This is a genomic window from Sediminihaliea albiluteola (genome assembly GCF_014077625.1).
GTDB classification, from domain to species: domain Bacteria; phylum Pseudomonadota; class Gammaproteobacteria; order Pseudomonadales; family Halieaceae; genus Sediminihaliea; species Sediminihaliea albiluteola.
Map to the genome: position 1 here is coordinate 275978 of NZ_JACFXU010000014.1, position 13158 is coordinate 289135.

The 13158-nt window shown below is 54.1% G+C and carries 11 protein-coding genes; 6 read left to right on the top strand and 5 right to left on the bottom strand.

What is annotated here, in order from left to right; all coding sequences use genetic code 11:
• Window positions 1-16 precede the first annotated feature (16 nt).
• From H2508_RS08150 to mpl, 3 genes are read right to left on the bottom strand one after another with little or no spacing between them, the layout of a single operon-like run.
• Window positions 17-274, bottom strand: a complete 258-nt coding sequence (locus H2508_RS08150; protein WP_182171671.1) for a YkgJ family cysteine cluster protein — start codon at window positions 272-274, stop codon at window positions 17-19.
• Window positions 275-2893, bottom strand: coding sequence for an efflux RND transporter permease subunit (locus H2508_RS08155; RefSeq protein ID WP_182171674.1), 2619 nt, complete (start codon window positions 2891-2893; stop codon window positions 275-277). It lies immediately after the preceding gene.
• A complete protein-coding gene (gene mpl / locus H2508_RS08160) occupies window positions 2893-4266 on the bottom strand; it encodes a UDP-N-acetylmuramate:L-alanyl-gamma-D-glutamyl-meso-diaminopimelate ligase (protein ID WP_182171677.1) in 1374 nt (457 codons plus the stop codon). The genes H2508_RS08155 and mpl overlap by 1 nt, the downstream gene beginning before the upstream one ends.
• Before the next feature lie 202 nt (window positions 4267-4468).
• On the opposite strand from mpl, the gene H2508_RS08165 reads away from it, so the two are divergent.
• Together H2508_RS08165 and ppa are read left to right on the top strand one after the other, a co-directional pair.
• Window positions 4469-5731 (top strand): 6-phosphofructokinase, encoded by a 1263-nt coding sequence (locus tag H2508_RS08165; RefSeq protein WP_182171680.1) that lies wholly within the window; start codon window positions 4469-4471, stop codon window positions 5729-5731.
• A 58-nt stretch (window positions 5732-5789) separates the two neighbouring features.
• The gene (ppa, locus tag H2508_RS08170) at window positions 5790-6326 is read left to right on the top strand and encodes an inorganic diphosphatase (protein ID WP_182171683.1); all 537 of its coding nucleotides are present in this window, start codon (window positions 5790-5792) and stop codon (window positions 6324-6326) included.
• Between the two features lie 81 nt (window positions 6327-6407).
• Here ppa and H2508_RS08175 read toward each other — a convergent pair whose 3' ends face one another.
• On the bottom strand, window positions 6408-7115 hold the full coding sequence (locus H2508_RS08175) for a M15 family metallopeptidase (protein ID WP_182171686.1): 708 nt from the start codon (window positions 7113-7115) through the stop codon (window positions 6408-6410).
• Window positions 7116-7191: 76 nt separating this feature from the next.
• On the opposite strand from H2508_RS08175, the gene H2508_RS08180 reads away from it, so the two are divergent.
• On the top strand, window positions 7192-7506 hold the full coding sequence (locus H2508_RS08180; protein ID WP_182171689.1) for a Rieske (2Fe-2S) protein: 315 nt from the start codon (window positions 7192-7194) through the stop codon (window positions 7504-7506).
• A gap of 8 nt (window positions 7507-7514) precedes the next feature.
• Here the strand turns inward: H2508_RS08180 and sfsA are convergent, their stop codons facing one another.
• Window positions 7515-8219, bottom strand: a complete 705-nt coding sequence (gene sfsA, locus H2508_RS08185) for a DNA/RNA nuclease SfsA (protein ID WP_182171692.1) — start codon at window positions 8217-8219, stop codon at window positions 7515-7517.
• A 270-nt stretch (window positions 8220-8489) separates the two neighbouring features.
• Between sfsA and dksA the strand changes: the two genes are divergently transcribed.
• From dksA to H2508_RS08200, 3 genes are all read left to right on the top strand, one after another.
• The gene (gene dksA, locus H2508_RS08190; protein WP_182171695.1) at window positions 8490-8963 is read left to right on the top strand and encodes an RNA polymerase-binding protein DksA; all 474 of its coding nucleotides are present in this window, start codon (window positions 8490-8492) and stop codon (window positions 8961-8963) included.
• A gap of 62 nt (window positions 8964-9025) precedes the next feature.
• A complete protein-coding gene (gene gluQRS / locus H2508_RS08195) occupies window positions 9026-9931 on the top strand; it encodes a tRNA glutamyl-Q(34) synthetase GluQRS (protein ID WP_182171698.1) in 906 nt (301 codons plus the stop codon).
• 233 nt (window positions 9932-10164) lie between these two features.
• A complete protein-coding gene (locus H2508_RS08200) occupies window positions 10165-13146 on the top strand; it encodes an ATP-binding protein (protein ID WP_182171701.1) in 2982 nt (993 codons plus the stop codon).
• The last annotated feature ends 12 nt before the right edge of the window (window positions 13147-13158 follow it).

Below are 13158 nucleotides of genomic sequence, written 5' to 3' on the forward strand. Positions count from 1 at the left end.
CACTCATCAATTAGCTTTAGTCTGGAAGACTCAATACCTCTAGCTCTGAGAGCTTTGCTAGAGCTTCACTGCGATTGTCACCGCAGACTTCGTGTTCTGCTTGAAAGCGTTCACAAAGCGCGGGCCGCCGAGGGTCACCAAACAATTGACAGCGATAATCCTCGCTTAAGTGTACGCAGCTTACCCCCGCTGGCTTACCCTCTGGCATGCCATAAAAGGGTCGGGCGATAGAGGGCGCAATACAGCAGGCACCACATGCCGCCCGACATTGCATTTACTGCTCCGGACCGAGCGGCTTAAACAGCACAATCAGCAGCGGTAACAGCAACAGCGCTCCTATGACCGCTGAAGCCATTGCCAAAACTGTCAGCAAACCAAAGTAAATACTGGGGTTAAAGTTTGACAGAGTCAGCATCGCGAAGCCGATGATCACCGTCACCGTGGTGTAGAACATACCGCGGCCAATACTGCCGTGACTGCGATACATAGCTTCTCGGTAGTTGCGATCTAGGGCAAATTCGCGCTTGTAGCGATACACGTAGTGAATACAGTCATCCACCCCCATGCCCACAACAATCGCGGCAATGGTGATGGTCATAATATCCAGCGGTATACCCAGCAAACCCATGGAGCCAAGCACTAAGCAGGCAGCCAAAATATTGGGCGCCAAAGCGAAGATGGCCAAAGAGAATGAGCGGAACAGCACAATAAACATCAGCAGGATAGCCACAAACACCGCGCCCAGAGTCAGAATTTGGGATTTGAATAAGCTCTGCAATACGTTGTTGTACAGCACCAGCATACCGGTAAATTGCACCTGCTCTGGCGCCACGCCTAAGGTTTTAACTAATTCGCTGTGCAAATGTTTCAAAAATGCGTCGCGCCGCAGTGTCTCGCTAGTCTCCATCACCCGCACAGTGATACGGGCTTGCTCTTTGTCGGCGGAGAAGTATGGATCGACCATCAAAGCACTGATGTCCTCCGGCAGGCTTTTTTGCACCAACGCCAGCTCAACGCTGCCAATATCATCACCCATCAGCTTTTTGACTACCGCGAAAGTTGTCGACAAGGACAGCACCTTGCCGGTCTCCTCTTGGGCGTCAACTAGCCTGTGGGCGGCATCGACATGCTGCATGCCCGCTTGCGTAAACCAGTAGCTGGGTTTGAAGCTAGCGCCTGCCGGCGCTCCAAAATCAAAGCTATCGCTAGCAAAGTCATCACCCCAATCGTCATCAGCAAAACCATCATCAGCGCCAAATTCATCGGCGGAGAAGGCAAACTCTTCGCTCTCTTCTAAGAAGGGGTCGTCTGCAGCAAGCGGTGGTGCATCTTCAGCGCTACCCTGCTGCTCAAGGCCGGGCAGGGGCGCAGTCTCATCTGGGGCGGTCAGCACAATATCCAGTGGAATGGTGCCGCCCAGACGAGAGTCCAGCAGCTCCATACCCTGATAAATTTCAGTTGTGTCCTTGAAGTAATCGATAAAGCGGTTTTCCACTTTCAGCTGTGAAATACCGACTAGCACTAGCGCACACAAAGCTAAGGTGCCAACAATGATGCTGCGGCGATAACGGTCCGCGGCGGCCGCAAAATACAGTGTCATGGGCTTGCCTTCGGCGGCATAGCGCATGGGTCGACCTTTCGGCCACACTAAAATCATGCAGGGCACCATAATAAAGGCCAGCAACAGGGCCACCATGACACCAACCGTCATCATCCAACCAAAATCAATCACCGGCTTGATGCCAGACACAACCAGCGACATAAAGGCAACAATAGTGGTAATGCCTGTGTAGGCACAGGGCACAGCCATCTGCGCCACCGTCTCGCGTACCAGCTGGTAGACCTCCCCGCTGGGGTCTTTAGCCTGCAACTCCCGGAAACGCACTATTAAGTGAATGGCGATGGCCAAGCTGACAATCAGTAAAACAGCCACAAAGTTGGAAGAAATCACCGTCATACGCCAGTCAAATAGGCCCAATATGCCCAACATGACAGTGACCGATGCACTACAGGTCAACAGCGGAATGACCACCCAGCGCACGCGGCGGAAAATGACCGCCAGCACCAGTATCATCACACCCAAAATCGCTGAGCCAAACAAGGCCAAATCACTGCGTACAAAGCTGACCATATCCGCTGTAATCATTGGCACGCCGCCAACGAACAGTTGTGCGTACTGACGATAGCGGTCAGAGATCTCTCGCACCTGGGCAACCAGCTTGGTTTGACGCTCCAGCATGACAGCCGTGTACGCTTTAAAAGCGATCTCAACTTGTTCCAGCTCGGCTTCTTCAGTGGCACTCAGGCCATCACGACTGCGCGCTAAGCGCAGCGCCTCACGCTGAGCTAACAAGTCAAAGTAGTGTTCGTCACGCTGCAAATTGATTTGCACCGCAGTTAATTTGCCATCGCGACTGACCAGCAATTCGGAATAAATCGGGCTGCTAGTGAACTCTTTCAGCGCTAAGTCGCGATCCACCCCCGCGTCACGCAGCGAGGGCAAAGGATCACTGGAGGTGATTTCTGATAGCGTTACCGGCGGACTTTCCAGCAGGGGGACATCCCAGACCGTGAGCACCGATGACACACCATCCAACTCGCGCAGCTCGTCAGCCATGCGCTTGAGCGGGTCTAGGGAAGCATCACTTAGTAGTGCTGCCTCTGGCTGCCAAGTGATCAGCAAAAAGTCTTCTGCGCTGTACTCGCTGCTAACTTCGCGGAAAAAATCCAGCGCCGGATCACCCTGCAACATCAGCGAGTCAGCCGATGCATCCAGCTTGATTTTACTCAGCTGACTGCCAGCAGCGAGCAGCAACACGGCCACTATTACCAGCGATAGAACAGGCCTTTTCAGGACTGCGCGCTCAAAAAGATTCATTAGTGAGTGAGACATTAGCTCTCTTCTTTATCCAGTTGTCGCAACAGTCGCTGGTGAATTCCACCAAAGCTACCGTTACTCATAATGACTATACGATCACCAGTTTGGGCCGCATTCGCTACACTGCGGGCTAGCGCATCCACATCATCTGCTAGCTGGGCCGGTACCGGGCTGGCCTGCACCACTGAGCTGAGCGACCAGTCCATACCCGGAGGCTGAAACCAATATACTTGATCCGCCGCCGCCGTCGCGGCCGCGAGCTGCTCTCGGTGTTGCCCCATACGCATGGTGTTGGATCGCGGTTCAATCAAGGCGATCACCCGTCCTTTTCCCACGTGAGCTCGCAGGCCCTCAAGGGTTGTGGCGATGGCCGTGGGATGGTGGGCAAAATCATCATAGACCGTCACTCCACGAGGGCTACCCAATACCTCTAGGCGCCGTTTTACTCCACGGAACTCGGCCAAGGCTTCAGCGGCAATTTCAGGCGTGACGCCAACATGCTGCGCAGCGGCCATCGCCGCCAAGGCATTTTCAATATTGTGGCGCCCAAGGTGAGCCCACTCGATGCTTACTGCTGCGGCTCCCGGCCGCTGCAGCAAAAATGCTGAACCGTCATCGCGCAGCAACTCGGCACGCCACTGACTATCGGCGGCCAAAGCAAAATCAACTGTCGGGGTCCAACAGCCCTGGGCCAAGACCTGCTCCACAGATGGCACTGCCGCAGGATGAATCACCCTGCCGTCACCGGGAACTGTGCGGACCAAATGATGAAATTGGCGTTGAATGGCGGCTAGATCGGGAAAAATATCCGCGTGGTCGAACTCTAAATTGTTAATCACCAAGGTGCGCGGGCGATAGTGCACAAACTTCGAGCGCTTATCAAAAAAAGCCGTGTCGTACTCGTCTGCCTCGACCACGAAAAAGTCGGTATCGCCACTGCGCGCCGATAGACCAAAATTAGCCGGCACCCCGCCAATCAGAAAGCCCGGCGACATACCCGCATATTCTAAAACCCAGGCCAAGATACTACTGGTAGTAGTTTTGCCGTGGGTCCCAGCAACTGCCAGCACCCACTTGCCGTGCAGCAAGTTTTCAGCCAACCATTGAGGGCCTGAAATATAATCCAAACCCTGATTTAGCAGGTATTCAACCGCTGGGTTGCCACGCGCCATGGCATTACCCACCACCACTTGATCCGGCGCAGGTTGCAGATGTTCAGGTAGATAGCCCTCCATCAGCTCAATGCCGGCGGCTTCTAGCTGAGTGCTCATCGGCGGGTACACATTGGCATCAGAGCCACTGACCCGATAACCCAGCTCCTTTGCCAACAAGGCGATGCCACCCATGAAGGTACCGCAAATACCTAAAATATGAATATGTCCTTTCACGCCCAAGCTGGACTCCTAAATTTAAGCAGCCGCGAGTTTAGCACGCAGTGCGGCCCACCACAGCCAAGCCGGCACACTGTCTCCGTCAGCTAACGGTAATTGTGCCTATTACCGTCCACAAAACCGCCCAATTCGCGTATGATGCGCGCTTTTATTTTCCCGGGTCCCGACCGGGCCTTATTTATCACGGACCGATCTCCTCATGCCCAAACAAAATGCCTTTTACGCTCAATCTGGCGGCGTCACTGCTGTTATTAATGCTTCAGCTTGCGGTGTGATTGAAACCGCTCGCAAATACAGCAGTCAAATCGGCACTGTTTATGCCGGTCGCAACGGTATCATCGGTGCGCTACGCGAAGACTTGATCGACACCAGCAAAGAAAGCGCCTCGGCTATTCGCGGCTTGCTAACCACTCCCGCTGGTGCCTTTGGCTCCTGTCGCCACAAACTGAAAAGCCTGACCGAAAACCGCGCCGAGTATGAGCGCCTAATTGAGGTTTTTAAAGCACACAATATTGGCTACTTTTTCTATAACGGCGGCGGTGACTCAGCCGACACCTGCCTCAAGATCGCCCAGATGGGCGAGTCTATGGACTACCCGATTCAAGCCATCCATATCCCCAAAACAATCGACAACGACCTGCCCTTAACCGACAACAGCCCAGGCTTTGGCTCCGTCGCTAAGTACATTGCGATTTCGACCCGCGAAGCAGCAATGGATATCGCTTCCATGTGTGAAACCTCCACCAAGGTATTCATTCTTGAGGTGATGGGCCGACACGCCGGCTGGATTGCCGCAGCTTCAGGCTTGGCAGCAGAACAAGAAGGCGATGCCCCGCACATCATTCTGTTCCCTGAAATAGCCTTTGAGCGCGAGAAATTTCTTGCCAGGGTGCAGCGCACCGTTCAAGAGCGCGGCTATTGTGTCATTGTGGCCTCAGAAGGTACCCAATATAAAGACGGCACCTTCCTCACCGAATCCAGTGTGGTAGACGCCTTTGGTCACCAGCAACTCGGCGGCTTGGCCCCGGCACTGGCGGGTATGGTGAGGTCTGAGCTGGGATACAAATATCACTGGGCGGTGGCAGACTACTTACAGCGCTCTGCGCGCCACATCGCCTCACAAACTGACCTAGACCAAGCCTACGCAGTCGGCAAAGCTGCTGTCGAATACGCCATAGCGGGCAAAAACTCCGTGATGCCAGCCATCATTCGCGGCGAAGGCAAGGAATACAGCTGGTCAATCAGTGAAGCTCCACTAGAAGAAATCGCCAACCAAGAAAAAATGATGCCACGTGACTACATCACGGACGATGGCTTTGGCATCACCGAAGCCGGCCGGGAGTACCTCGCACCACTGATTTACGGTGAAGCCTACCCCGAGTACCGTAACGGCATGCCCATTTATACACGTCTTAAGCTGGAGCCTGTAGCCAAAAAATTAGCCACTGGATTCAAGGTTTAAGGCAGCGCTGCTATACTACGCGCCCGACTCTTTAACCATTATCGCAATAGGTAAACTGATGACCCTGAAATCTGTACCAGCCGGGAAAAACATACCCGACGAAATCAACGTTGTTATTGAAATTCCCGCCAACTCCGACCCGGTCAAGTATGAAGTGGACGATGTCAGTGGCAACCTGATGGTGGACCGTTTTATGTCCGCCGCCATGTTCTACCCCTGTAACTACGGCTACATTCCCAACACTCTGGCTGACGACGGCGATGCACTCGATGTGCTGGTACACACCCCGCACAATATTGTCAGCGGCTGCACCATCCCCTGCCGTCCTGTAGGCATTTTGCACATGAGCGACGAAGCTGGCGAAGACGCTAAACTGATTGCCGTGCCCACCGACAAACTGACGCCACTGTATAAAGACGTCAAAGAAGCGACTGATCTGCCACCACTGCTGATTCAACAAATCACCCACTTCTTCGAGCACTACAAAGACTTGGAAGAAGGCAAGTGGGTTAAAGTAGAAGGCTGGGGCAAGGCTGAAGCCGCTCGCGAAGCGATCGTTACTGCCGTGGCCGCTTTCGAAAAAGCCAACAAGTAAGTAGCACCACCGTGATGGGCCGGCGACTCTGCCGGCCCAGATATCAGCTACAGCAGGATTTCTTCTGAGCAGAGAAGCCTGTTAAGTTTGCTCACACCACTCGCTTCCCACCTCGACATAGCGCTCCAACAAGCGCCCCAAGTTGCGCTCTATATCGCTCTGCAACTCCAGCTGACAAGCTTGCTGCTGCCAGCACTGTCGCAAACAACGCTCATCGACAATACCACCACAAGGCAAAGACAGGGGCGCATAACTTATATGCCAACGCTCCGGCGCCACACCGCCGCGATCGCGACCATAGGGTCTGAAAAAACCCTGTGAGCGCCCCTCTGCCATACGCCTATCTAACCACTTATGTAGCTCATCAAAGGGCCCGCCGGGGGCCACTTCTTGGGGCGTCAATTGCACCGCATAATCAGCCACCACTGCTGCCGCATCGTAGATATCAAGATCCGTCCCCCAGTGATGACGAGAAGTCCCTGGCAGAGCCGAAAACCTCATAATGGCATGAATTTTTTCCTGGGCTGACAAAGCGGCCATCTGTAGTGGCTCACCGGCATCATCGTGTACTGGGCGCTGCCCCGAAGCCTTGCCATTCCAGATAGCAAGCTGCCGCTCGAAACTGCGATAACTACTGGCAATTTGCAGTTCAAAGCCCGCACCACGGGCATCCTCTTGCAATACTTGCAGCGCAGTTGCAGTCTGCGGGTGCAAACGGTGGCCACCGGGCAAGTCCACCAGATGAGACTCATCGATGCCAGTAAGCTGGGCTGGGGTCAGTTGTGGCACGCATTAACCTGCTTGATTATCCAACATGAAACGGGACAATAGCGCAGCAAAGCTACAGCGACAAACACGAGAGCCCATGAGCCGCATTGGAAACATCAACGATTTTGAAGATAACAGCAGCGCCAACATCGAGGTCGACGGCCTCAGGCTACTGGCCGTGAAATCTAACGGAGAGCTGTATCTCTATGAAAACAACTGCCCCCATGCCAATGACATTCTCGACCCAATGGGCGGCTCAGTGCTAGCTGCTAACGCTATGCTCATCATCTGCCAGCAACACGGCGCCGAATTTCTCAGCCACACTGGGGAGTGTGTAAGCGGCCCCTGCCAAGGTGAATCTTTACGGGCCCTAGCATTCACTCTCAGCAATGGCGATATCTACCTCGATTAGAATCCCGCTCAGTCAGGATCGAGACTAAAAGGCAAAGGGCCAGCTAAACGAAGCCCAGCGGTAGAAACATCGCTGCCATAAGCCTGTACTTCTAAGCCGGCATCCATCGCCTGGGCCAAAGTATCGCGATAAGCCGGGTCAATATCACCGGCTACACAAACCCGCTGCACGCCGCTGTGAAATACGCAAAACAGCAACAGTGATCGCGTGTGCTCATCGCGCACCGCTTGCAACTCCCGAATATGCTTGCGACCTCGTTCACTCACGGCATCGGGAAAGGCTCCCCAAGCGCCTTCGCGACAGAGAGTGACACACTTCACTTCAATAAAGACGCGCCCCGCTTCCCCCTCTAACAAAAAGTCTGCGCGACTGTTAGTCCCGTATTTAACCTCTCTGCGCAACAAAGGGTAGCCCTCAAAGCCCTCTAATCGACCTGCTTCTATGCCCTCTTGGACCACCTTATTGGCTAGGGCCGAGTGAATACAGGCCAGCCCCTGGGGCGTATCAACTAACTCCCAGGTCTGTGGGTACTTACGTGTTTTCACCCTACTAGTGGATAACCACACCGCCGCACCTTCTGGCATACAGCCGGTCATGGCGCCCGTATTGGGACAGTGAACGGTTATGACCTCGCCATCTGGCAACTCCACATCGGCCAAAAAGCGCTTATAACGACGCAAAAGGCGCCCCTGAATTAACTCTCCAAACTCCATCAGTTCAGCGCCCCTAGTGCCACCACTGGCCGGCTACTGATAAGACTGCTAAATTGCTTATACATCAGGGTTTTTCCCGCAAATTTGTGAGGCCTATTCTAACAGTGCCCACGCGGCAAACGGCAAGGCGGCACCGCTGGACAAAATAGTACTGGCACAGGGGGGGCTTATCTGGTAGTTTCTCCGCGCTTGGGACGAGCGGCCCAGGGCTTCTCAACCTGGCGCATGCATTCGTGTGCCTGACTCATCGTGTAGTATGGGAAATTGACCATGCCAAAAACAGAGCAACAAACGACCACTAAGGCAACTGCCAAAAAGCAGAGTGCCAACACTGAATTCAAGAGCTTTGAGCCGTACAAACCCAAGCGCGGCGAGGAGTACATGAATGAAAAGCAACGCGAGCATTTCCGCGGGATTTTGCTCAACTGGAAGTCTGACTTGATGCAGGAGGTGGACCGCACCGTCACTCACATGAAAGATGAGGCGGCTAACTTCCCTGATCCAGCAGACCGAGCCACTCAGGAAGAAGAGTTCAGCTTAGAGCTGCGCACTCGCGACCGCGAGCGCAAGTTGATCAAAAAGATCGACAGCACTATTGAACGGCTCAACCAAGATGACTACGGGTTCTGCGACGCCTGCGGTGTCGAGATTGGGATCAAGCGTCTAGAAGCGCGCCCCACCGCCACTCTGTGCATCGACTGCAAGACCTTGGATGAAATCAAGGAAAAGCAGGTACTAGGTTAAGTCCCTAGCTTGTCGCCGGTGCCCGCAAACAACGGGTAGCCGGCAACCCAACAAGCCCTGCTATGCTCGCTCCCGCTCCCAAGCACAACTACCGCGGCCGCTTTGCTCCTTCCCCCACCGGCCCTCTGCATTTAGGTTCCCTCATTGCCGCAGTGGCAAGTTATCTCGATGCCCGCGCCAACCGGGGCAGCTGGCTACTGCGTATAGAAGATATTGATCCGCCCAGAGAGCAACCCGGTGCTGCGTCGGCGATTCTTAGAAGCCTCGAAAAACACGGCCTGCACTGGGATGAAGAGCTGATGTGGCAGAGTCGTCGTAGCGCAGCCTACCTAGAAGCCCTGGCGCAGCTGGCCGCACAAGATCAGCTATTTGCCTGCTACTGTAGCCGCCAGCAAACAGATCGCTATGGCAACTGTAGTGGCAGCTGCCATAGCAGCTACCCTGGCGAGCAAGATAAAATATTTGCATGGCGCGTGCCTCTTGCTAGTGACTATGTCGCCAACTGGCAAGACCGCTGGCAGGGTCCACAATCCTGGCCCGCTGGTGAAACCTTGCGTGATTTTGTCGTACAGCGCAAAGACCAGCTCTTTGCCTACCAGCTAGCGGTGGTGGTAGACGATGCAGCACAAGGCATTAGCCATGTCGTTCGCGGCAGTGACCTGTTGGACTCGACCCCGCGGCAACTATGGCTCCAACACTTACTCAAGCTGGACAGTCCCGCCTACGACCACTTACCCGTGCTCACCAACCAACAAGGGCAAAAGCTCAGCAAACAAAATCATGCTCCAGCCCTAGATGATCGCAAAGCGCCGCAAAACTTACGCTTGGCTCTAGCCTACCTCAATCAACCGCCACCCCCTACCGAGCTAAACGACTGCGCTAGCCTCTTAAGCTATGCCTGTGAGCACTGGCAGTGGCAATCGGTTCCAGCTCTTCCCTCACAAATGCAATCAGACCTGAGCCTATAAGGGCGCTTTACCAGCCTTCAGCGCTTCAGTAGTATCATCGGCCACGCCCCGAACAGGAATCCGCGCGATGTATGTCAACCGGGCACTTATGATGCTCTTCGGGCTCGCTCTCATCTTCTTGCCCTCTATAGAACAGTGGCTGTGGGAAAACGAGACCCTGTGGTACCGACCCTACTTACTATGGCTCGCCCTAGTTATCGCGGGCTGGTGGAACCAGCGCTCGAGGTATCCCGATGAGCTTTAGCCTAGCCCAAATTGTCACAGCTATTGTGGCCTATCTGAGTATTTTGTTTTTGGTTGCCCATCTGGCCGACCGAGAGCTACTGCCGCGGCGTATAACTCACCACCCTGCTACCTATGTTCTGTCACTGGGCGTATTCGCCGGCGCCATGGCCAGCAACGCTATTTTTGAACTGGCCTGGCGCTATGGCTACGGTTTTCTGATGTACTATTTAGGCGCAGTATTGATGTTCTTAATGGCCACCATGCTGTTGCTACCGCTGTTGCGCCTGTGCAGGGTTTATCAGCTATCTTCGCTGGCTGACGTACTCACTTTTCGATTTCGCAGCCAATGGGTCGGTGCCGCAATTAGCATCGCCATGTGCATCACCCTACTGCCCCTACTGGCACTGCAAATACAAGCTGTAGCGGACAGCATTCATATTCTCGCCGGTGCCAGCGACAACCTAGGGCCATCAGCCGACCGCCAAGATGGCTTAGCCCTGATGTTCTGCATCATTATCATAGTCTTTGCCATTTTGTTTGGCACACGCAACATTGCCTCACAAAAACGCAACACTGGGCTAGTCACCGCCATCGCTTTTGAATCACTGGTTAAAATGTTCGCCATGCTGGGTCTTATGTTCGCTGCGATCTACCAGGTTTTTGGCAGTTTTGATGCCATGCAGAGCTGGCTAGCCAATAACCCCACTGTGACCGAAACTCTGCAACAACCGCTGCACGGCAACACCACCCGCCTCATGTTACTGCTGTTCTTTTCTGGGGCGGTTTGTATGCCCCATATTTTTCATATGGCTTTCGCAGAAAATAAAGAAAGCTTAGATTTACGCGCCGCCAGCTGGGGGCTGCCACTGTTCCTCTTAGTGATCAGCCTACCTATTCTGCCGATAAGCTGGGCCAGCAACTCACTGACTCACGATATCCCCCGGGAGTTCAGCGGCTTAGCTCTGGGCTTGGGCCTTAAGTCACAAGCCATTAGCGCAACTGCCTTTGTCGCTGGATTGTCCGCCGCCAGCGCGACCATTATTGTGACCACTTTGGCGCTGGCTAACATGATCCTGAATCACCTTATTTTACCGCGCAGCTTTTTTCAGATCGGCCGCGAAAACAGCCTCTATTCACACCTTAAGTGGCTCCGTCGCAGCCTCATAACCCTACTGATACTCGCTGGTTATGGCTGCTTCCTCGCTGTAAACGGCCGGCAAAACCTCGCCCAACTTGGCCTAATTGCTTTTGTCGGAACCCTGCAATTTTTACCGGGAATTCTTGCCACCCCCTACTGGAACGGCGGCAACCGCAGAGGCTTGCTATGCGGCCTCGCAGCGGGCTTGGGCATTTGGTTTTTTGCTCTCTTACTACCCGGTCTAGGTGCTCAACCTTGGCAGCTTATGTCGGTGCTGGCGCAAAACTGGTTCGGTAATTCTGAGGAGGTTTGGGCTGTAACTTGCGTGCTAGCTCTGGGCGCCAACACCCTAATATTTATAGCGGTATCACTGCTCACCGGGGCCAGCGAAGAGGAGCGAGTAGCTGCAGAGATCTGCTCAATGGATGACCTCAACCGACCAACTCGGCGCAGCCTTTCTCTGCAAAGTGCTGTCGAGTTTATCGACGCTTTAGCCTCCACACTTGGCGAGCGCACCGCGAGGGCTGAAGTACGACGGGCTTTGATGGAGCTTCAATTTGACGAAGACGAAGCTCGCCCCTATGCCCTGCGCCGCTTGCGCAGCCGTATAGAAGCTAACCTATCAGGCTTGATGGGCCCCTCCGTGGCGCAAACCGTTCTCGATCGCTGCATCCCATTCCAGCCAGACCTCCACGGCAGTACCGAAGATTTGTACTTAATCGAGCGCCAACTCGACCAAGCTGAGGGGCGCTTCACTGGACTAGCCGCAGAGCTCGACAACCTTCGCCGGCACTATCGCCAAACCTTAGACAACCTTCCCATTGGCGTTTTTTCAACCGCAGCCGACGGCGAGATCTTGCTGTGGAATCGCAGCATGGAGATGATCACGGGCATCCCTGCACGGCTGGTGCTTGGCTCACTACAAGACGCCATGCCTGCACCCTGGCAGGCTGTATTCAGCGAGTTTTTAGCCGATGACAACGACCTACTTCTCAAACGCGAAGTGGTGTTAGCCAATGGCAACTCACGCTGGATTAGCCTGCAAAAAGCCTCTACCGAGAACCATAACAGCGGCGACCGCTTAATGCTTGTTGAGGACATTTCCGATCTCGAACGTCTGGAAGCCGAGCTCCTGCACAGTGAGCGCCTCGCCTCTATCGGTCGCTTGGCAGCTGGTGTGGCACACGAAATAGGCAACCCTATTACCGGTATTGCCTGCCTCGCCCAAAACTTAGATTACAGCCTCGAAGCGGATGAAGTTCGAGAGACCGCCAGAGATATCCTCAAACAAACCCAGCGGGTCAGCCGCATTGTGGAATCCTTGGTGAACTTTTCCCACGTTGGCTCCAGCATGGGTGACACTCGATTAGAGCCCTGCAATTTAGCTAACTGTATTGACGAGGCCATACACCTGCTGCAACTGGATCACAAAGCCCAACCCGTTACCTACTGTAATGACTGTGACCGCGAGCTTGTCGTATTGGCCGACAGCCAGAAATTACTGCAAGTCTTTATCAATTTACTTGGTAATGCGCGAGATGCGTGCATGGACGAGGGTTTGATTAGAACCTCTGCGCACTGCGATAAAGGCAAAGCGCTAATCTCGGTTGAGGATAATGGCTGCGGCATTCCGGTCGAGATTCAAGGGCAAGTGTTTGAACCCTTCTACACCACCAAGGAGCCTGGTGAGGGCACCGGTCTAGGCTTAGCACTGGTGTACAGCATCATGGAGGACATGCAGGGCCAGATTCAATTGCAAAGCCCGATTTATGAGGGGCCACAAGGCGGTACGCGCTTTATTTTACAGTTGCCGCTAGCGACTTACGGCGAAGAATATCAGCTAAAAGTGTAACCAGTAGTGACA

Excerpts from the sequence above, each read along its gene's own strand:
- H2508_RS08200 (WP_182171701.1), top strand. The coding sequence starts at position 10,165 with ATGAGCTTTAGCCTAGCCCAAATTGTCACAGCTATTGTGGCCTATCTG.
- sfsA (WP_182171692.1), bottom strand. The coding sequence starts at position 8,219 with ATGGAGTTTGGAGAGTTAATTCAGGGGCGCCTTTTGCGTCGTTATAAG.
- H2508_RS08155 (WP_182171674.1), bottom strand. The coding sequence starts at position 2,893 with ATGTCTCACTCACTAATGAATCTTTTTGAGCGCGCAGTCCTGAAAAGG.
- H2508_RS08180 (WP_182171689.1), top strand. The coding sequence starts at position 7,192 with ATGAGCCGCATTGGAAACATCAACGATTTTGAAGATAACAGCAGCGCC.
- dksA (WP_182171695.1), top strand. The coding sequence starts at position 8,490 with ATGCCAAAAACAGAGCAACAAACGACCACTAAGGCAACTGCCAAAAAG.
- gluQRS (WP_182171698.1), top strand. The coding sequence starts at position 9,026 with ATGCTCGCTCCCGCTCCCAAGCACAACTACCGCGGCCGCTTTGCTCCT.
- H2508_RS08150 (WP_182171671.1), bottom strand. The coding sequence starts at position 274 with ATGCAATGTCGGGCGGCATGTGGTGCCTGCTGTATTGCGCCCTCTATC.
- H2508_RS08165 (WP_182171680.1), top strand. The coding sequence starts at position 4,469 with ATGCCCAAACAAAATGCCTTTTACGCTCAATCTGGCGGCGTCACTGCT.
- ppa (WP_182171683.1), top strand. The coding sequence starts at position 5,790 with ATGACCCTGAAATCTGTACCAGCCGGGAAAAACATACCCGACGAAATC.